The organism is Pseudomonas sp. GW456-12-1-14-TSB6, assembly GCF_059424205.1.
This window is the reverse complement of record NZ_JBWKZE010000010.1, coordinates 1-18005: the sequence shown is the minus strand read 5'-3', so window position 1 is coordinate 18005 and position 18005 is coordinate 1. Positions and strand designations below refer to the sequence as shown.

The 18005-nt window shown below is 61.8% G+C and carries 18 protein-coding genes; 11 read left to right on the top strand and 7 right to left on the bottom strand.

Going from position 1 to position 18005, the window contains the following annotated elements; genetic code table 11:
- Window positions 1-2: 2 nt before the first annotated feature.
- Together mazG and AC07Y2_RS11395 are read left to right on the top strand one after the other, a co-directional pair.
- Window positions 3-836 (top strand): nucleoside triphosphate pyrophosphohydrolase, encoded by an 834-nt coding sequence (gene mazG / locus AC07Y2_RS11400; RefSeq protein WP_103386089.1) that lies wholly within the window; start codon window positions 3-5, stop codon window positions 834-836.
- A 26-nt stretch (window positions 837-862) separates the two neighbouring features.
- Entirely contained in the window at window positions 863-1405 is a 543-nt protein-coding gene (locus tag AC07Y2_RS11395) for a DUF2058 domain-containing protein (protein WP_007957793.1), read from the top strand.
- A gap of 96 nt (window positions 1406-1501) precedes the next feature.
- Here AC07Y2_RS11395 and AC07Y2_RS11390 read toward each other — a convergent pair whose 3' ends face one another.
- The 6 genes from AC07Y2_RS11390 to AC07Y2_RS11365 all read right to left on the bottom strand — a co-directional run bounded on the left by AC07Y2_RS11390 (window position 1502) and on the right by AC07Y2_RS11365 (window position 8917).
- On the bottom strand, window positions 1502-1690 hold the full coding sequence (locus tag AC07Y2_RS11390; protein ID WP_039772867.1) for a hypothetical protein: 189 nt from the start codon (window positions 1688-1690) through the stop codon (window positions 1502-1504).
- Window positions 1691-1967: 277 nt separating this feature from the next.
- Window positions 1968-3188, bottom strand: a complete 1221-nt coding sequence (fabB, locus tag AC07Y2_RS11385) for a beta-ketoacyl-ACP synthase I (RefSeq protein WP_007957797.1) — start codon at window positions 3186-3188, stop codon at window positions 1968-1970.
- An 11-nt stretch (window positions 3189-3199) separates the two neighbouring features.
- On the bottom strand, window positions 3200-3715 hold the full coding sequence (fabA, locus tag AC07Y2_RS11380) for a 3-hydroxyacyl-[acyl-carrier-protein] dehydratase FabA (RefSeq protein WP_003227150.1): 516 nt from the start codon (window positions 3713-3715) through the stop codon (window positions 3200-3202).
- 247 nt (window positions 3716-3962) lie between these two features.
- Window positions 3963-5864, bottom strand: coding sequence for an ATP-binding protein (locus AC07Y2_RS11375; RefSeq protein WP_039772865.1), 1902 nt, complete (start codon window positions 5862-5864; stop codon window positions 3963-3965).
- Complete coding sequence (locus AC07Y2_RS11370) at window positions 5861-6793, bottom strand: ABC transporter substrate-binding protein (protein ID WP_039772863.1); 933 nt, start codon at window positions 6791-6793, stop codon at window positions 5861-5863. Before AC07Y2_RS11370 ends, AC07Y2_RS11375 begins: the two co-directional genes overlap by 4 nt.
- Window positions 6794-8917, bottom strand: coding sequence for a TonB-dependent receptor plug domain-containing protein (locus AC07Y2_RS11365; RefSeq protein WP_103386082.1), 2124 nt, complete (start codon window positions 8915-8917; stop codon window positions 6794-6796).
- A 196-nt stretch (window positions 8918-9113) separates the two neighbouring features.
- On the opposite strand from AC07Y2_RS11365, the gene AC07Y2_RS11360 reads away from it, so the two are divergent.
- The 9 genes from AC07Y2_RS11360 (at window position 9114) to AC07Y2_RS11320 (ending at window position 16987) form a co-directional block, all read left to right on the top strand.
- The gene (locus AC07Y2_RS11360; RefSeq protein ID WP_103386083.1) at window positions 9114-10139 is read left to right on the top strand and encodes an NAD(P)H-dependent glycerol-3-phosphate dehydrogenase; all 1026 of its coding nucleotides are present in this window, start codon (window positions 9114-9116) and stop codon (window positions 10137-10139) included.
- A gap of 18 nt (window positions 10140-10157) precedes the next feature.
- Entirely contained in the window at window positions 10158-10505 is a 348-nt protein-coding gene (locus AC07Y2_RS11355; protein WP_039772859.1) for a DUF4389 domain-containing protein, read from the top strand.
- A complete protein-coding gene (gene sixA, locus AC07Y2_RS11350) occupies window positions 10502-10954 on the top strand; it encodes a phosphohistidine phosphatase SixA (RefSeq protein ID WP_007957806.1) in 453 nt (150 codons plus the stop codon). The genes AC07Y2_RS11355 and sixA overlap by 4 nt, the downstream gene beginning before the upstream one ends.
- 81 nt (window positions 10955-11035) lie before the next feature.
- On the top strand, window positions 11036-12691 hold the full coding sequence (locus AC07Y2_RS11345; protein ID WP_103386084.1) for an AMP-binding protein: 1656 nt from the start codon (window positions 11036-11038) through the stop codon (window positions 12689-12691).
- A gap of 31 nt (window positions 12692-12722) precedes the next feature.
- Complete coding sequence (locus AC07Y2_RS11340; RefSeq protein ID WP_007957810.1) at window positions 12723-13166, top strand: hotdog fold thioesterase; 444 nt, start codon at window positions 12723-12725, stop codon at window positions 13164-13166.
- A 118-nt stretch (window positions 13167-13284) separates the two neighbouring features.
- Window positions 13285-14091 carry an alpha/beta fold hydrolase gene (locus AC07Y2_RS11335; RefSeq protein ID WP_039772855.1) on the top strand — a complete coding sequence of 269 codons (807 nt, stop codon included), beginning with the start codon at window positions 13285-13287 and terminating at the stop codon, window positions 14089-14091.
- The gene (locus AC07Y2_RS11330; protein ID WP_074688149.1) at window positions 14088-14942 is read left to right on the top strand and encodes an alpha/beta hydrolase; all 855 of its coding nucleotides are present in this window, start codon (window positions 14088-14090) and stop codon (window positions 14940-14942) included. The genes AC07Y2_RS11335 and AC07Y2_RS11330 overlap by 4 nt, the downstream gene beginning before the upstream one ends.
- Before the next feature lie 127 nt (window positions 14943-15069).
- Window positions 15070-15876 (top strand): DUF4892 domain-containing protein, encoded by an 807-nt coding sequence (locus tag AC07Y2_RS11325; RefSeq protein ID WP_039772852.1) that lies wholly within the window; start codon window positions 15070-15072, stop codon window positions 15874-15876.
- A gap of 70 nt (window positions 15877-15946) precedes the next feature.
- Window positions 15947-16987: an AI-2E family transporter gene (locus AC07Y2_RS11320; RefSeq protein WP_039772850.1), complete on the top strand. Its 1041-nt coding sequence runs from the start codon at window positions 15947-15949 to the stop codon at window positions 16985-16987.
- Window positions 16988-17641: 654 nt separating this feature from the next.
- Here the strand turns inward: AC07Y2_RS11320 and AC07Y2_RS11315 are convergent.
- The coding region (locus AC07Y2_RS11315; protein ID WP_178082849.1) for an EF-hand domain-containing protein at window positions 17642-18005 on the bottom strand (364 nt) is incomplete at its 5' end.

Sequence of the window (18005 nt, the reverse complement as noted above, 5' to 3'; positions counted from 1 at the left end):
CGATCTACAGCCTTGAAGATCTGCTGCACCTGATGAACCGTCTGCGCGACCCGCAGTATGGTTGCCCGTGGGACATCAAGCAGACTTACGCGACCATCGTCCCGCACACCCTTGAAGAGGCCTACGAAGTCGCCGACGCCATCGAGCGCGGCGACTTCGACCACTTGCAGGGCGAGTTGGGCGATCTGCTGTTTCAGGTGGTGTATTACAGCCAGCTGGCGCGGGAGGAGGGGCGGTTCGAATTCGCCGGGGTGGTCGACAGCATCACTCGCAAGCTGATCCGTCGCCATCCGCACGTGTTCCCCACTGGCGATCTGTATGCGCCGCTGGACGTGCCGCGTTTGAACGAAGAGCAGGTCAAGCAGCGCTGGGAGGAGATCAAGGCCGAAGAGCGTGCCGAGAAATCCGCCGAGCCGCAGCAACTGTCACTGCTCGACGATGTGCCGGCTGCATTGCCGGCCCTGTCCCGCTCGGCCAAGTTGCAGAAGCGCGCAGGGCAGGTCAGTTTCGACTGGCCGGATGCGTTGCCGGTGCTGGACAAGGTCCGTGAAGAACTCGATGAAGTGCTCGAAGCCATGTCCGAAAATGACCCGCAAGCGGTGGCCGACGAGATCGGTGATCTGCTGTTTTCCGTGGTCAATCTGGCCCGGCACCTGAAGGTCGATCCGGAAACCGCATTGCGTGGCGCCAACGCCAAGTTCGAACGACGTTTCCGTTTTATCGAACAGGCATTGCGCGACACCCACCGACCCATGGAAGATTGCACCCTCGAAGAGTTGGACGCCCTGTGGGGCGAAGCCAAACGTCAGGAAAAGAATTCGCCCAGCTGTGGCTGAGCCGTTGCCCAAGTGAGTAAGCATCAATGAGCCTTTCCCTTCGCGACCAGTTGCTCAAGGCAGGACTGGTCAACCAAAAGCAGGCCAAGCAGGTCAGCAAAGACAAACAGAAACAACAGCGCCTGGCCCACAAGGGTCAGATCGAACTGGACGACTCCCAGCAGCGTGCTGCCCAGGAAGCCCAGGCCGAGAAGGTCAAGCGCGACCAGGAGCTGAACCGTCAGCAGCAGGAGAAGGCGGAAGCCAAGGCCCGCGCTGCGCAGGTCAAGCAGTTGATCGAGGTCTCGCGTCTGCCGAAGCTGACGACCGAGGACTACTACAACTTCGTCGACGACAAGAAGGTCAAGCGCATCTCCGTCAACACGCTGATGCGCAACAAGCTCAGCAGCGGCTCGCTGGCGATCGTGCACCACGCTGGCGGCTACGAAGTGATTCCTCGTGAGGCGGCCCTGAAGATTCAGGAGCGCGATCCACAGCGCATCGTACAGCTCAACGAGAAGGTCGAAGAGGTCAATGCCGAGGACGATCCGTACGCGGCTTATGTGATCCCTGATGATCTGATGTGGTAATCGGGTCTCGCCGGGCTGCGAAGCGGCCCTGAAATCCCCAAAACGACAAACCCCGCTCATGGCGGGGTTTGTCGTTTTCAATGCTGTGGTTTTGTTTCAGGCGGATTTCCGATCCCGCTGCTGTTCCTGCAGTTCCAGTTCGGCCTTGTAATTGTGGGCGTCGATCTCGTTGTGGAACATGCCGACCAGCAAGTCTTGTTGATGCACATCCCAGATCCGTACGCCGGCGGCTACGCCTTCATGGGACATGTGTGAATCGTCGCGTTCAGTTACTTTTACAGTCATCTGCTAGCTCCAAATCTCAAGTTATCTGCAGCAAGGCGTGTGCAGGACTCTGTTATAGATTTTGTTAGCCTGCTAAGTAAACGCCCGATTTGTGCAATGTATTCTTGCGAAATCTGCAACAGCGCTGGAGCCCGCAGAGACCGCGACATTCAGTCGCAGGGCGGTAAGTTGCATGACAAACGTTTCATCTTGGCGCCGCTGAAAATGCCTTTCTCCAGGCAAAAAAAACGCCCCGAACCAGTCGGGGCGTTTTCATGTGCGGCTCAGCGGAAGGGAATTACTTGCCTTCCCAGCGCTTCAGCACGAGGGTGGCGTTGGTGCCACCGAAGCCGAAGCTGTTGCTCATCACGGTGTTGATGGTGGCGTTCTCGCGGGTCTTGGTCAGCACCGGCAGATCGGCCACTTCAGGGTCCAGCTCGTCGATGTTGGCCGAACCGGCGATGAAGTTGCCTTCCATCATCAGCATGCAGTAGATCGCTTCGTGAACGCCGGCGGCGCCCAGGGAGTGACCGGACAGGCTCTTGGTGGAGCTGATGGCCGGGGCCTTGTCGCCGAACACTTCACGCACACCTTTCATTTCCGCGACGTCGCCGACCGGAGTCGAAGTGCCGTGGGTGTTCAGGTAGTCGATCGGGGTGTCGACGGTGGACAGCGCCTGCTGCATGCAGCGGATGGCGCCTTCGCCGCTCGGGGCCACCATGTCGTAGCCGTCGGAAGTCGCGCCGTAGCCAACGATTTCCGCGTAGATTTTTGCGCCACGGGCTAGAGCGTGTTCCAGCTCCTCGACCACCACCATGCCGCCACCACCGGCGATGACGAAACCGTCACGGTCGGCGTCGTAGGCGCGGGAAGCTTGCTCAGGGGTGTCGTTACGCTTGCTGGACAGGGCGCCCATCGCGTCGAACAGGAACGACTGGCTCCAGTGCTCTTCTTCACCGCCACCGGCGAACACGATGTCCTGCTTGCCCATCTGGATCTGTTCCATGGCGGTACCGATGCAGTGAGCACTGGTGGCGCAGGCAGAAGCGATGGAGTAGTTCAGGCCCTTGATCTTGAACGGGGTGGCCAGGCAAGCCGAAACGGTGCTGCTCATGGTCCGCGTTACACGGTATGGACCGACGCGCTTGACGCCTTTCTCGCGCAGGATGTCCAGCGCTTCCATCTGGTTCAGGGTCGACGCGCCGCCGGAACCTGCGATCAGGCCGGTACGCGGGTTGGACACCTGCTCTTCGGTCAGACCGGAGTCAGCGATGGCGTCTTTCATGGCCAGGTAGGCATAAGCCGCTGCGTGGCCGACGAAGCGATAGATCTTGCGATCGATCAGCTCTTCAAGGTTGAGGTCGATGGAGCCGGAAACCTGGCTACGCAGACCCATTTCGGCGTATTCCGGGTTGAACCGGATGCCAGGGCGGCTTGCACGCAGGTTAGCGGAGACGGTCTCTTTGTCATTGCCCAGGCACGAAACGATGCCCAGACCAGTGATAACGACGCGGCGCATGCGAATAACCCTTAGAAGTTGTCAGTGGAGGTGAACACGCCGACGCGAAGGCCTTCGGCGGTGTAGATTTCGCGACCGTCGACAGTCACCGAACCGTCGGCGATGGCCAGGTTCAGCTTGCCCTTGAGGACGCGCTTGATATGAATGTTGTAGGTGACTTTTTTGGCGGTCGGCAGGACCTGGCCGAAGAATTTCACTTCGCCCGAACCCAGCGCACGGCCGCGGCCCGGCAGGCCTTGCCAGCCCAGGAAGAAGCCGACCAGTTGCCACATGGCGTCCAGACCCAGGCAGCCCGGCATCACCGGATCGCCTTCGAAGTGGCACGCGAAGAACCACAGGTCAGGGTTGATATCCAGCTCGGCGACCAATTCACCTTTGCCGTACTTGCCGCCTTCTTCGCTGATCAGGGTGATGCGATCCACCATCAGCATGTTCGGGGCGGGCAGTTGCGCGTTACCTGGGCCGAACAGCTCACCGCGACTGCAGCGCAGCAGGTCTTCCCGAGTAAAGGCGTTTTGTTTGGTCATGCGAGCTCCTCAATAATCCCATGCGGCAGGTGGGGCAAATCTTCCCGGCCGATCGACGCGTTCATGCCTCGAACCGGCAGCCTACTCATAGACTATTGCGTTGTGGTGAAAGTCACAGCACCAAGGACATGAATGTACACTTGTGCACTGAAATTTTTAATCAAGCCCCTTTTGAGGCCCGTTCGGGTGCCTAAGACTGCCGCACTTTCGCTTTTCACGCCAGTCGCAGATGCTCGAAAGGGCCTCTCTACTGTACCCAGCGCTGCAGAATCTGCTGCAGGTCATTGCGTTTGAATGGCTTGGCCAGGTAATCGTTCATCCCCGCCGACAGGCAGTTTTCGCGATCACCCTGCAACGCGTTGGCGGTCAGGGCGATGATCGGCACCTGGCCGCAGCCGGGCAGGCGGCGGATCTGTCGAGTCGCCTCGTAACCGTCGATGAGCGGCAGGCGGCAATCCATCAGGATCGCTTCGAAACGGCTGTCCCCGGCACTGCGCACCGCCTGCACGCCATCGGTGGCGACGCTGACGGTAAAGCCCAGGCTGCGCAGCATCGCTTCGATCACGGTCTGGTTGACCGGGTTGTCCTCGACCAGCAACACATGGCGTCCTTCGCCGTGACCGTTACCGTTCAATGCGCGCGGTGCCGCCAGCGCGGGCAGTGCCTGCTTATATAGGGCCAGTGGTATTTCCAGGGTGAACACCGAGCCGCGACCTTCTTCACTCTGGGCACGCAAGGTGCCGCCCATCCGCTCGGCGAGGGTGCGGGCAATCGGCAGGCCCAGGCCGGTGCCGCCATATCGACGGGAAATCGAGCTGTCGGCCTGCTGGAACGCGTTGAACATCAGCTCCAGGCTCTGCGGCGAAATCCCGATGCCACTGTCACGCACCGCGCAGGTGAACCACAACAACTCGTGATCCAGCGATTGCCATTGCGCCTCGATGCTGACGCGCCCCTGCTCGGTGAACTTCAGCGCATTGCCCACCAGGTTGACCAGAATCTGCCGGATCCGCGTCGGATCGCCCTGTACCTGCAAGTCGTGCATGTCATCGGGGATCCGCAGTTGCAGGGCCAACCCGCGTTGCGCCGCGCTGTGCTGGAAGGAATGGGCGCAGGCGCCGATCAGGTCGGCTAGGTTGAACGGAATGTGCTCCAGCTCCAGCTCCGAACGTTCGATGCGCGAGAAATCCAGAATGTCGTTGATCACCTTGAGCAAGTGCTCGGTGGACTCGGAAGCCAGCGCCGCGTACTCGACCTGCTCCTCGGTCATGTCGGTGGTTTCCAGCAATTGCAGCATGCCCAGCACGCCGTTCATCGGAGTGCGCAGCTCATGGCTCATCATCGCCAGGAAATCCGATTTGGCGTTGTTGGCCTTTTCCGCCTCTTCGCGGGTCTGGATCAGTTGCGCCATCGCCTGATGCTGTTCGCGGCTGGCCTGCTCCAGCGCCTGGGCCAGGTTGTTGATGTGCTGGGACAGTGCGCCCAGCTCGGTGTCATCGACGATCGGCAGCGGGGTTTTGTAGTCGCCCTCCTGAATCGCCTTGACCGCATTGCCGATGTCGCGGATCGGCTGCGACAGGCTGCCGGCCAGTCGCCGCGCCAGCACAAAGGTGAAGAGCAGGGCGAACAACGCCAGAATCCCGGCCTTGAGCAGGATCTCCTGTTGGCGCTGACTGAAGGCATCGTTGGACAGACCGACGATCACCCGCCCCAGATAATCCTCGCTGGCCACCCCGGGGCTGCTTTTGCCGTCCTGAAAGAAATCGTTGTGCAAGGCGATGCGTTGCAGCCGCACCGGTGCCTGGAACACCTCGACCTGATGCGGACGATTGTGCGCATCCGCCGGCTGTTCGACGTAGGCCAGAATCCGGTTGGCGCTGTCCTGCACTTCCAGAAACCGCACGTTCGGCGTGGCCAGCGTGGCCTTGAGCAGGCTTTCCAGGACTTCGTTATTGCCGGAAATCACCCCGTACTCGGTGGCCGGTGCGAGTTGGTTGGCGATCAACTGGCCGGTGTGGTTCAGCTCCTGACGCAAATCCTGAATGCGCACGAAGGTGAAAAAGCTGATCAGCAGCAAGGTCAGCAACAGCGCAGGGCCCAGGCTGATCAACTGGGTGCGGGTGTTGATGTCCCAACGGCGGAAAATCATGGGCGGCGCTCTCCTTCGGCCAGCTCTGCGGCGACAGACGCTTCATTGATCGGTTCTATCCCTAAGGAACGAGCCACCTGCGCATTACTTGAGACTTTAAAACGCCCGGGGTAGAGCGTGCGCGGCCAGGTGGCCGGTGGCCGGTCCAGCAGTTCGTCGAGGACGGCCAGCCAGTCGTTCTGATCGCTGTAGGTACTGGCCAGGCTGCCGGCGCGAACGAACGAGACATTCGGCCCGACCAGTGCCAGTTGCCGAGAGTAACTGCTGAGCAACAGGTTCTTCGCGGTTTTCGGGTTGTACAGGTCAGGGTCGTCGAGGCCCAGCAGCACGTCGCTGCTTTTCAGCACGGTCTGCAAGGGGCGGCTGTCATGGGTGTTGTCCCAGCGCTGCGGGACGATTTGCAGATTCAGCGGCTGGGCGGCCGATTGCAGCTCCTTGAGCAGGAACTCGCTGTGCTGATCGAACAGCACGCCGACGCGCCCGGCCTGGGGCAGAATCCGGCGGATCAGTTGCAACTGACGACTCAGCGGCGGATCGGCCCACAGCAGGCTCAAGTGGGGCGGTTGCGCGTCGCCGAAGCGTTGCCGGGCCTGCAAACGGCTGATGCGCAGGACCAACGTCGCCGGCCCTTGGGATTCCTGCATGCGCCAGTCGAGGCTCGGCAGATCCAGCAGAATCAGGCGCAGGCTCGACGGCAACTTGCCCGGCGCCGGCAGGCTGGCCAGCGGCTGGAAATGCACGCGGTCGGTCGGGCGCAGTTCGCTCAGGGCCTGAACGAAGGACTGCACACCGGGGCTTTCCTCGGCGCCGGTCAGCAGAATGTCGGCCGCCTGCACCGCCACGCCATGCAGCCACGCTGTCAGGAACAGACACAGCCCGGCCAGCCATTGGCCGAGCGTTGGCATCTTCCGTGACATGGCGTAGCGCATCTAGAACTCCAGCTCGGCGCTGAAATACACCACGCGGCGTTCGTCGTAATTGTTGTCGACGAAGGTGGTCGGCTCATGGTCGAGGCGTTGTTGCAGCACGCCGGCCAGTTGCAGCTGGGCCTTGCCCAGGGCGATGCGTTTGGCGATCCGGGTGTCGACCCGCTCGAAGCGGTAACCGTTGAGCGCGTTGTCACCGTAATAGAAGAGGGCGCTGTTCCAGCCGTGGCCCCAATCGCGCAGCCAGCCCGCCGAACCGCTGTTGCGCGCGGTGAATTGCTGATCCAGCGGATTGCTCGCCTCGGCGTCGACGAAGGCGTATGTCAGGCGCAAGCGGTCAGCCGCACTCAGGCGCCAGTCCAGTTGCGTCTCGGTGCCGCGAAACCGCGAATCGTTGGCGTTGCTGGCGATGTACTGATTGTTGCGCAGCGGCTCGCTGATCATCCCGGTGATTTCGTCGTAGAACAGCTTCACGTCCAGGGCCAGGCCCCACTCCGGGAAATAGCCGTTGTAGCCCAGCTCCCGCGAGCGCATGTGCTCCTGGTCCAGATCGCCGGGGCCCCGGGTCTTGACGAAGTAGCGCGCCGAAGACTGGCCATAGGCGGCGGGCCGCAGGTTGGTCACCTGATAACTCCAGTTGACGTTGTTCTCGAACATGTCCGGCGAACGGATGGCTTCCGAATACACCGCGCGCAGGCTGTGGCGCGGGTTGAACAGGTAGTTGACCGCAAACCGGGGCGTCAGCGAACTGCCGATCAATTGCGTGTCTTCGAACATGGCGCCGCCCTGCAACAGCCAGTGTTCGCTGGCGCGCCATTCCAGCTGGCCGAAGGCGCGCCAGGTGGTGTCGTCGAGCGTGCCGTTGAAATAGGTCTCGGAATCGGCCCGGTCGTAACGATAGTTCAGGCCGCTGACCAGACGCAGGCTATCGGACAGGCTGAGGGTGTCCTGCAATTCCAGGTCGTAGCGCGATTCCCGGGCACTCTGATCAATGTCACCGCACAGAGTCTGGCGCGCGCCGTTGCGCCACTGATCCAGCACCTGATTGGCCAGGGTCATTTCCTGTGGCGTGCCGGCGGGTGCGCCGGGCCCGGTGAACAGCGTCATGTTGCGGGCCAGGCGTTCGGTGTAGTTCGGATTGAGTTGCCACAGCTCGGTCAATTGCGGGCTGAACGACACTTCGGCGTCACAGGCGCGCCAGGTCTGCTGGCGATCCCAGTGTTGTGCCGAGCCTTGCACGTAAAGGCTGTGATCGGGATTGAGGTCCAGGTTCCAGCGCACCGAGCCGGCGTAGTCCTTGGCTACCACGTCGGAATTGTTCCCGGCAGCGGTAATCCCGGAGAACACCGGGCGGTAGGTGTAAGGCCGCTGATTGGTCCCGTCCTTGGCATTGACCTGCCAGTCCAGGCTCTGGTTGTCGCTCAGGGTCTGGCTGACCGCGAGGCTGAAGCGGTTCAAGCGACGGTTGTCGCGGTAATCGGCGCCGGTGCGGTCGCTGTCAAAGCCGTCGTCCTCCTGGCCGGACAGCGACAGACGCAGGTCGCCGCCATTCCAGCCGGTGCTCTGGCTGGCATAGAAATCGTTGATGCCGCGTTGGCCGCGGGTCAGCTTCAGTCGTGTGCCGTGGCTGTCCGCCGGGTTGCGGGTGATGATGTTGATCACCGCCATCAGCGCATTGGCGCCGTAGCTGACGGTGTTCGGGCCGCGAAAGACTTCGATGCGCTCGATGTCTTCCATGGCCACCGGGATATCGCTCCAGTCCACGGTCGCCAGACCGGCGCGGTACACCGAGCGGCCGTCGATCAACACCTGCATGCGTCGGGCTTCGCTGGCGTTGGTCCCGTGATAGTTCACCGCCGCCTGATTGCCGCTGATATTGCCGACCATCATCCCCGGCACCAGGCGCAGCAGTTCACTGATGTCCCGGGCACCGCTGGCGCTGATCAGTTCGCTGTCGAGCACGGTCATGCTACCGGGGACTTCCGCCGGCGACTGTTTCAGCCGCGTGGCGGTCAGGATCTGCGGCAAGGCCTCACTGTCGACAAACAGGTCGTCCGCCAACAGCACCGGGCTGAACAGCAGCGCCAGCAGCAGGGACGAACGCGGGGAAGGGGGGCCAGAAAACACGACGCAGCCTTGATAGCAAAGAATTGGCGCGCATGTTAACCGAGGTCGACGACTTTTCCAGTCACGTTGCAGGCATTTTCCTCGGTTTTATTGGTCTTCTTCCTACAAGTGCGGGTAATTGACGCCGGGGCTGTCCGAGAAGGGGACGCTCCGTATAATGCCGGCATCGCCACTGGTATGGATTAACGGATTACATATGACTGAACAGCGCCCGATTGCGGTCCTGGGAGGCGGAAGTTTCGGTACCGCCGTGGCCAATCTGTTGGCCGGGAACGGCCATCAAGTCCGGCAGTGGATGCGTGACCCCGAGCAGGCCGAGGCCATCCGGGTCAATCGCGAGAACCCGCGTTACCTCAAAGGCATCAAGATTCTGTCGGGCGTGACCGCGGTCACCGACCTGCAGGAAACCCTCGACGCTTGCGATTTGTGTTTCGTCGCGTTGCCGTCCAGCGCGCTGCGCACGGTGTTGGCGCCTCATGCCGAGCGCCTGAGCGGCAAGATGCTGGTCAGCCTGACCAAGGGCATCGAAGCCCATACCTTCAAACTGATGAGCCAGATTCTCGAAGAGATCGCCCCGCAGGCGCGCATCGGCGTGCTGTCCGGACCGAACCTCGCGCGGGAAATCGCCGAGCACGCGCTGACTGCCACCGTGGTTGCCAGCGAAGACGAAGAACTCTGCAAAGCCGTGCAGGCCGCATTGCATGGCCGCACTTTCCGCGTCTACGCCAGCGCCGACCGTTTCGGCGTGGAACTGGGCGGCGCACTGAAAAACGTCTACGCGATCATCGCCGGCATGGCGGTGGCGCTGGAAATGGGCGAGAACACCAAGAGCATGCTGATCACCCGCGCCCTGGCCGAAATGACCCGGTTTGCGGTGAATCAGGGCGCCAACCCGATGACCTTCCTCGGTCTGGCCGGTGTCGGCGACCTGATCGTCACCTGCTCGTCGCCGAAAAGCCGCAACTACCAGGTCGGTTTCGCCCTCGGTCAGGGCTTGAGTCTCGACGAAGCGGTGTCGCGCCTGGGTGAAGTGGCCGAAGGGGTCAACACCCTGAAAGTGCTTAAGGCCAAGGCCCAGGAGGTCGGCGTTTACATGCCGCTGGTCGCCGGACTGCATGCAATCCTGTTTGAAGGGCGCACGCTTGAACAGGTCATCGGTCTGCTGATGCGTGCCGAACCGAAAACCGATGTCGACTTTATTTCCACCAGTGGTTTCAACTGATTCAGCAGGGAGCAGGCCATGAACGATCCGAAAACCGAAGCCAAATATGAATCCATCCTCCTGCGGGTGTTGTGGATGATTGTTTACATCCTGGTCTGGCAGGTGGCGCAGTTCATCCTCGGCGCGGTGGTGCTGGTGCAGTTGATCTATCGTTTGTTCTATGGCGCCCCGAGCGCCAGCCTGATGAATTTCGGCGACAGCCTGAGCCAGTTTCTGGCGCAGATCGGCCGTTTCGGCAGCTTCCACAGCGACCAGAAACCCTGGCCGTTCGCCGACTGGCCGGCGCCGCGTACGCCGGAAGGTGAAGCGCCACACGTTGTCGCGCCGGCACCGCATCCGGCCCGGGATGAGGAACCCAAGCTATGAAACTCTGGGTATTGCGTCACGGTGAGGCCGAGCCCTATGGCTCGCGCCCCGACTCCGAGCGAGAACTCACCGCCCACGGTCGCAAGGAAGTGTTGAGCAGCGCGGCCCGTTTGATGGGTCAGCCGCTGACCGCCATCTACGCCAGCCCGTACCTGCGGGCGCAGCAGACGGCGCAACTGGTGCGCGAGGCGCTGGGCTTCGAGCCGGAAATCCGTACAGTCGAGTGGTTGACCCCGGAAGTTGACCCGGACCGCGTGGCCGAGCAACTGGTGTCGGTGAGCAACGTGCTGCTGGTCAGCCACAATCCGCTGGTGGGCAATCTGCTCAGCTACCTGCAACACGGTGCGGGCTACCCACCGGAAAAGGTCAGCACCGCCGGGCTCGCCGAGCTTGAACACAGCGAGTTGCTGATCGGCTCGATGACGCTCAACAGCCTTAAACATCCCTGAAATTTTTTGTATGAAATAGTCAACCAAGCACTTGCTTGGTTGACTACGCTTGCTCCAGACCAAAAAACAGGAGCGAGTCGAATGTCTTCCGCCTTCCGTTTGCCGCTGGACGTGTTTTATGAACGCGAGGCCCGGCACCCGCGTCAGCGTTTTCTGGTGCAGCCGATCGGCGGCGGGCAGGTCGAGACACTGACCTGGGCCGACGTCGGCCATCAGGCCCGCTGCGCGGCGCACTGGCTGCGCTCCCGGGAATTGCCGCAAGGCAGCCACATCGCCCTGATCTCGAAAAACTGCGCGCACTGGATCATCGCCGACCTGGCGATCTGGATGGCCGGGCACGTTTCGGTGCCGCTCTATCCGAACCTCACCGCCGAATCCGTGAATCAGGTGCTGACCCACTCGGAAAGCGTGCTGGCGTTCATCGGCAAACTCGATGACTGGCCGGGCATGTCGCCGGGTGTACCGGCCGGCCTGACCACCGTCAGCCTGCCGCTGCATCCACCGGGCACATTCGATTTCAACTGGGATGACCTGCAACGCAGCTCGCCGATCCAGGACGATCCGCGTCCCGCCGCCGAGCAACTGGCGACGATCATTTACACCTCCGGCACCACCGGCCAGCCCAAGGGCGTGATGCACAGCTTCGCCAATCTCGGGTTCGCGACGACGCGCGGCACGCAGCTGTTCGGCCTCAATGAGAACGACCGGCTGCTGTCGTATCTGCCGCTGTGTCATGTGGCCGAACGGATGTTCGTTGAACTGGCGTCGATCTATACCGGGCAGACAGTTTTTTTCGCCGAAAGCCTCGACACCTTTCTTGCCGATCTCAAGCGGGCGCGGCCGACGGCGATGTTCGGGGTGCCGCGGATCTGGACCAAGTTCCAGATGGGCGTCTACAGCAAGATCCCGGCAAAACGTCTGGATTTCCTGCTCGGTCTGCCCTTTATCGGCAAACGGATCGGCCACAAGGTATTGGCGGGGTTGGGGCTGGATGCGTTGCGCGTGGCGCTGTCCGGTGCGGCGCCGGTGCCGCTGACCCTGTTGCGCTGGTATCAGAAACTCGGGCTCGACGTGCTGGAGGTCTACGGCATGACCGAAAGCTGCGGTTATTCGCACATCTGCCTGCCGGGGCAATACAAGGAAGGCTGGATCGGCCGGCCGTGCCCCGAAGTTGAAGTGCGGATCGACGAGTCGGGCGAAGTGCAGGTGCGCAGCCAGGCGAACATGCTCGGCTATTTCAAGGAACCGCAGAAAACCGCCGAGACCCTCACCGAAGAAGGCTTCCTGCGCACCGGCGACAAGGGCGAACAGGACGCCGAAGGGCGCTTGCGCCTGACCGGGCGGCTCAAGGAAATCTTCAAGACCAGTAAGGGCAAATACGTCGCCCCGGCGCCGATCGAAAACCGTCTGGCGGTGCATTCGCGGATCGAGCAGGTCTGCGTGGTCGGCGATGGCCTGAGTGCGCCGCTGGGGTTGTGCGTGCTCTCGGCGGTGGGCCGGGAAGAGCCCCGCGCGCCGCTGCATTCGAGCCTGGAAAAATTGCTGGAGGAGGTCAACGCCGTGCTCGACAAGCACGAGCGCCTGCGTCGGCTGGTGGTGGTCAAGGACAGCTGGGCGGTGGAGAACGGCTTCCTCACGCCGACCCTGAAGATCAAACGCAACATCATCGAAGACACCTACGGGGCCCGTTTCGAAGAATGGAGCGAGCGCAGCGAGGCGGTGCTGTGGCAGGATTGAGCGTCGATCAAAACAACAAAGGAAGCTTGCGATGACCTTGTGGCGCACCACTCCGAACATCGAGCAGTTGAACGCAATCCAGAAAAACACCATCGGCGAAGTGCTGGACATTCGCTTCGAGTCCTTTGACGAGGAATCGCTGACGGCCAGCATGGTCATCGACCATCGCACCCATCAGCCTTACGGCCTGCTGCACGGCGGCGCCTCGGTGGTGCTGGCCGAGACGGTCGGCTCGATGGCCAGTTACCTGTGCATCGACGCCAGCAAGTTCTATTGCGTGGGCCTGGAAATCAACGCCAACCATCTGCGCGGCCTGCGCAGCGGGCGGGTGACGGCGGTGGCCAAACCGATTCACATCGGCCGCACCACCCACGTCTGGGACATCCGCCTGACCAGCGATGAAGGCAAGGCCAGTTGTGTGTCGCGTCTGACCATGGCGGTGGTGCCGCTGGGAGAACAACCGCCGGCGCGTTGATGGCCGCAGCGTCATAGCCCTGACCGGACTGTCATCATTCCTGGCAGTTACGGTCATTGCCGTAGGACACGGTCTTACGGACAATCAACGCCTGTTTTCCGCTCATGGATTTGCCGGTATGTCGCAACCGATCTTCTTCGCCCACGCCAACGGTTTCCCTTCGGGCACCTACGGCAAACTGTTCGCGGCGCTGGCGCCCGAGTACCGGGTCGCGCATCTGGAACAACATGCCCATGACCCGCGTTTTCCGGCGGGTGACAACTGGTATCACCTGGTCGATGAACTCATCCATCATCTTCAACAGCAAGACGAGCCGGTGTGGGGCGTTGGCCATTCCTTCGGCGGCATGCTGCATTTGCACGCCGCACTGCGTTGCCCAGAACTGTATCGGGGCGTGGTGATGCTCGATTCACCGGTGCTGACCCGCACCGATCAATGGGTGATCCGCGCCGCCAAGCGCTTTGGTTTCATCGACAAACTGACCCCGGCCGGCCGCACGCTGGGGCGCCGCGAAGAGTTTGCCGATCTGGACAGTGCCCGCGGTTATTTCGCTGGCAAGACGTTGTTCCGCAGCTTTGATCCGGAATGTTTCGATGCCTATCTGCAACACGGTCTGCACAAGGTCGGTGACAAGCTGCGTCTGCGCTTCGATCCCGCGACCGAGATCAGCATCTATCGCGGCGTGCCGCACACCAGTCCTGCGCATACCCGGCAATTGAAAGTGCCGCTGGCGGTGGTACGTGGACACAAGAGCCGCGTGGTGATGAACCATCACACCCGATTTGTCGGACGCCTGCCTCAGGGCGAGTCGCTGACCGTACCCGGCGGGCACATGTTTCCGCTTGAGCGTCCGCAGGACACCGCACAATTACTGAAAAACCTGTTCAATCGCTGGGAGCGCCGGCAAGACAAGGATTGCGCATGAACCCCGCCGTTGAAGAAGTGCGCCTGAGCCTGCCGCATATCGAACTGGCGGCACACCTGTTCGGCCCGGAAGACGGGTTGCCGGTGATCGCCCTGCACGGCTGGCTGGATAACGCCAACAGCTTCGCGCGCCTGGCGCCGAAGCTCAAAGGCTTGCGCATCGTGGCGCTGGACATGGCTGGTCACGGGCATTCCGGGCATCGTCCGAACGGCGCCGGTTACGCGCTGTGGGATTACGCCCACGACGTGCTGCAGGTCGCCGAGCAACTGGGCTGGAAACGTTTCGGCCTGCTCGGGCATTCCATGGGTGCGATCGTGTCGCTGGTGCTGGCCGGGTCGTTGCCCGAACGCATCACCCATCTGGCGTTGATCGACGGGGTGATTCCTCCTACCGACAAAGGCGAAAACGCCGCCGAGCGCATGGGCATGGCCTTACAGGCGCAGCTCGATCTTCGGGAAAAGCGCAAACCGGTCTACAACACCCTCGACCGGGCGATCGAAGCGCGGATGAAAGGGTTGGTGGCGGTCAGTCGCGAAGCCGCCGAACTGCTGGCGCAGCGCGGTCTGATGCCGGTGCCCGGTGGTTACACCTGGCGCACTGACAACCGTCTGACGTTGCCGTCGCCGCTGCGTCTGACCCAGGAACAGGCGATGGCGTTCGTGCAGCGCATTGCCTGCCCCGCGCAGTTGGTGGTCGCCGCCGACGGCATGCTGGCCAAACATCCCGAGCTGCTGGAACGTCTGCCCTTTGCCCGGGAACAGCTGCCGGGCGGGCATCATCTGCACCTGAACGATGAGGCCGGGGCCGAGCTTGTCGCAGACTGTTTCAATCGGTTCTTCGCCATTCCTTGACTTGCTCCCGGCAACTGTCGAGGCTGGGCGGGTTGAAATGGGAGACAACCAAGATGGATTTCTACACCGCTGCGACTTCGAACTGCCCTCAAGGCACCCAGGCCATGCCCCTGCGATGAGCCTGTCCATGCGATCTATCAGTCTGCTGGCGCTGTGCTGTTTCAGTCCCTTTCTAATCGCTGCCGATCTGCCGGGCAGTCAGGATCTGCCGATCGTGCCGCGTCTGGCCGATGCGCAGATCGTCGACTATCGCCCCGCCGTGGAGCTGGAGCGGATCTACCCGCTCGGCTCGATCCGCAAGATCAGCGGCCAGTTGCGTTTCGACGGCCAGGTCAGTGCCCGGGGGCAAACCACCTCGGTGACCTATGAATTACCGCCGGAACATTCCGCCACCGAAGCCTTTACCCTTGCCCGCGAAGCCCTGCAAAAGCAGGATGCCCAGCTGTTGTTCTGGTGTCAGGCCCGGGATTGCGGCGAGAGCAGCCTGTGGGCCAACGAAGTGTTCGGCAACGCCAAGCTGTACGGTGCCGACGAGCAGCAGGCCTATCTGCTGCTGAGGCTCGCGGCCCCGCGCGACAACACGCTGGTGGCGCTGTACAGCATCACCCGCGGCAATCGCAAAGCCTATCTGCACGTTGAACAGTTCGAGGCGCTGGCCCCGCTGGGTGACCTGCTGCCGACTTCGGCCACGCTGCTGCGGGAACTGAAAAGCACCGGCGAACTGGACTTTCCCAAGCTCGCCGGCGATCCGGATGACACCTGGCTGCGCTTGCTGTCCCGTGGTTTGAACCTCGACACCACCTTGCGGGTGACGGTGTCCGGGCCCAAGGCCGAGGCCTGGCGGCAGGCGCTGATCGGGCAGGGCGTGCGCGCCGCGCGAATGGAAACCGGCAGTGTCGACGGCGAAGGTCTGCGCATCGATCTGTTGCGATAAGGTGTCTTTGGCGGACACGCTCGACGTGTTCGCCTACTCTTTGCCTGACTGATTTTTTTCGAGATTTCACATGCCCAATAATGATCGTCTGTTGGTGCAGATCCTGTTGCTGGTGCTGTTTGGTGCCAGTTTCTGGGTGATGGCGCCGTTCTGGTCGGCGCTGTTCTGGGGCGCGGTGCTGGCGTTTGCCAGTTGGCCGCTGATGCGCTTGCTGACCCGCTGGCTCAATGGCCGGGAATCCCTGGCGGCCCTGGTTCTGACCATGGGCTGGATGTTGCTGGTAGCGGGGCCGCTGGTGTGGCTCGGCTTTAACCTGGCCGATCACGTACGTGACGCTACGGCGTTCATCAAGGATGTGCAGGTCGACGGGCTGCCCGAGGCGCCGAGCTGGCTGGGTGGCGTGCCTTTGGTGGGCGAACGGCTGGTGGGGATCTGGAACAGCATCGATCAGCAGGGCGCGGCGCTGATGGTGACGGTCAAACCCTATCTGGGGCAGGTCGGCAACTGGCTGCTGGCGCGCAGTGCGCAGATCGGCAGCGGGATTCTCGAGCTGACCCTGAGCATTGTCTTCGTGTTCTTTTTCTACCGCGACGGGCCGCGGCTGGCGGCATTCGTGCACAGTCTGCTGGAGCGCTTGATCGGTGATCGGGCCGGGTACTACATCGATCTGGTGGCCGGTACCGTGCAACGGGTGGTCAACGGGGTGATTGGTACAGCGGCAGCGCAAGCGGTGCTGGCGCTGATCGGGTTCCTGATTGCCGGCGTGCCGGGGGCGCTGGTGCTGGGGATCGTGACGTTTCTGCTCAGTCTGATTCCGATGGGGCCGCCGCTGGTGTGGATTCCGGCCACGGCATGGCTGGCCTGGAAGGGCGAGTACGGGATGGCGGTGTTTCTCGGGATCTGGGGGACGTTCATCATCAGTGGCGTGGATAACGTGCTCAAGCCGTATCTGATCAGCCGGGGCGGGAATCTGCCGTTGGTGATTGTGTTGCTTGGGGTGTTTGGCGGGTTGATTGCGTTTGGGTTTATCGGGTTGTTTATCGGGCCTACGCTTTTGGCTGTTGCTTATAGTTTGTTGACGGATTGGAGTAAGAGTCAGGCTCGGGTTTGAGGCTTTTGACTTGGCGGCCTTTGGGCCGACCAGGTTTTGGGTTGACTGTGTACATATCCGTTTCTTCGGGTGCTGCGGCTGACGGTTTCGCCCTTACGGCGAGTCCCTTTTGGCAAACGCCCCAAAAGGAACCAAAAGGGCTTGCCCCAACGTCCGGCGCCTCGCTGTGGCTCGGCGTTCCTTCGCTCCGGGATTGATCCGGGGGCATCGCCTACGGTTTGCTTCGCTGCACCTCCTCTCGATGCATGCGGCTGCGCCGCACGGTCGCTGCGCTCCCACCCCCGGATAAATCCCTCCACTCAGCCTTCCGAAGGGGCCGGTACGTCAAAAGCGGTACTCGAGCTAACGCTCATTGTGTTGAGTGGTGGGAAGCCAAAGCCAAAGCGAAAGCGAAAGCAGATTCTGGTGCTGGTGCTGGTGCTGGTGCCAATGTCGATGCAGGAGCAGGTGCTGGCGCAGTAGTGAACTTATGTGTTTCAAAACCCGAGTTCACCTCGGTATTTCACGTCGGTGTAGTTCGCTTAAACACCTCGGTCGGTCCCCTCTCCCTCTGGGAGAGGGCTAGGGTGAGGGCAGCTTTGATGACACACCGCAAAGCCAAAGCAAACCACTCACCCAGCCAACCTCAGTCGTCCCTTAAATCCTCACCCAATCTCAAGTCGCCACATTCAAATACTTGCCCACCGACGCAGTGCTTTCGAGCGAGTACTGCTTGCTCAGATTGGCAATCATGCGGTTCAGCGCTTCGGTGGTGGTTTGAGTATTGCTGGCGGTCTGTTCGTCGTCCGGGCGTTCGCGACCTGCATGCAGTGCAGCTTTCAGTTCGTCGCTGCTGACGCCTCCGCTGCTGTCGCTGTCCAGCATCTTGAGCAGGGCGGCGGCGGTGTCGGTGTTGTTCGAGGAGGTGCTGTCGCTGACTTGCAGCGCGCTGTTCAGTTCGGTGGCGGTAACCGTGCCGTCGCCGTCGGCATCGAGTTGGCTGAAGAGTTCGTCGCTGGAGGCTTGAGGCGGCGGGGGT

Coding starts and splice junctions, on each gene's coding strand:
- AC07Y2_RS11395 (WP_007957793.1), top strand. CDS start 863: ATGAGCCTTTCCCTTCGCGACCAGTTGCTCAAGGCAGGACTGGTCAAC.
- AC07Y2_RS11390 (WP_039772867.1), bottom strand. CDS start 1,690: ATGACTGTAAAAGTAACTGAACGCGACGATTCACACATGTCCCATGAA.
- fabB (WP_007957797.1), bottom strand. CDS start 3,188: ATGCGCCGCGTCGTTATCACTGGTCTGGGCATCGTTTCGTGCCTGGGC.
- fabA (WP_003227150.1), bottom strand. CDS start 3,715: ATGACCAAACAAAACGCCTTTACTCGGGAAGACCTGCTGCGCTGCAGT.
- AC07Y2_RS11375 (WP_039772865.1), bottom strand. CDS start 5,864: ATGATTTTCCGCCGTTGGGACATCAACACCCGCACCCAGTTGATCAGC.
- AC07Y2_RS11370 (WP_039772863.1), bottom strand. CDS start 6,793: ATGCGCTACGCCATGTCACGGAAGATGCCAACGCTCGGCCAATGGCTG.
- AC07Y2_RS11360 (WP_103386083.1), top strand. CDS start 9,114: ATGACTGAACAGCGCCCGATTGCGGTCCTGGGAGGCGGAAGTTTCGGT.
- AC07Y2_RS11355 (WP_039772859.1), top strand. CDS start 10,158: ATGAACGATCCGAAAACCGAAGCCAAATATGAATCCATCCTCCTGCGG.
- sixA (WP_007957806.1), top strand. CDS start 10,502: ATGAAACTCTGGGTATTGCGTCACGGTGAGGCCGAGCCCTATGGCTCG.
- AC07Y2_RS11345 (WP_103386084.1), top strand. CDS start 11,036: ATGTCTTCCGCCTTCCGTTTGCCGCTGGACGTGTTTTATGAACGCGAG.
- AC07Y2_RS11340 (WP_007957810.1), top strand. CDS start 12,723: ATGACCTTGTGGCGCACCACTCCGAACATCGAGCAGTTGAACGCAATC.
- AC07Y2_RS11335 (WP_039772855.1), top strand. CDS start 13,285: ATGTCGCAACCGATCTTCTTCGCCCACGCCAACGGTTTCCCTTCGGGC.
- AC07Y2_RS11330 (WP_074688149.1), top strand. CDS start 14,088: ATGAACCCCGCCGTTGAAGAAGTGCGCCTGAGCCTGCCGCATATCGAA.
- AC07Y2_RS11325 (WP_039772852.1), top strand. CDS start 15,070: ATGCGATCTATCAGTCTGCTGGCGCTGTGCTGTTTCAGTCCCTTTCTA.
- AC07Y2_RS11320 (WP_039772850.1), top strand. CDS start 15,947: ATGCCCAATAATGATCGTCTGTTGGTGCAGATCCTGTTGCTGGTGCTG.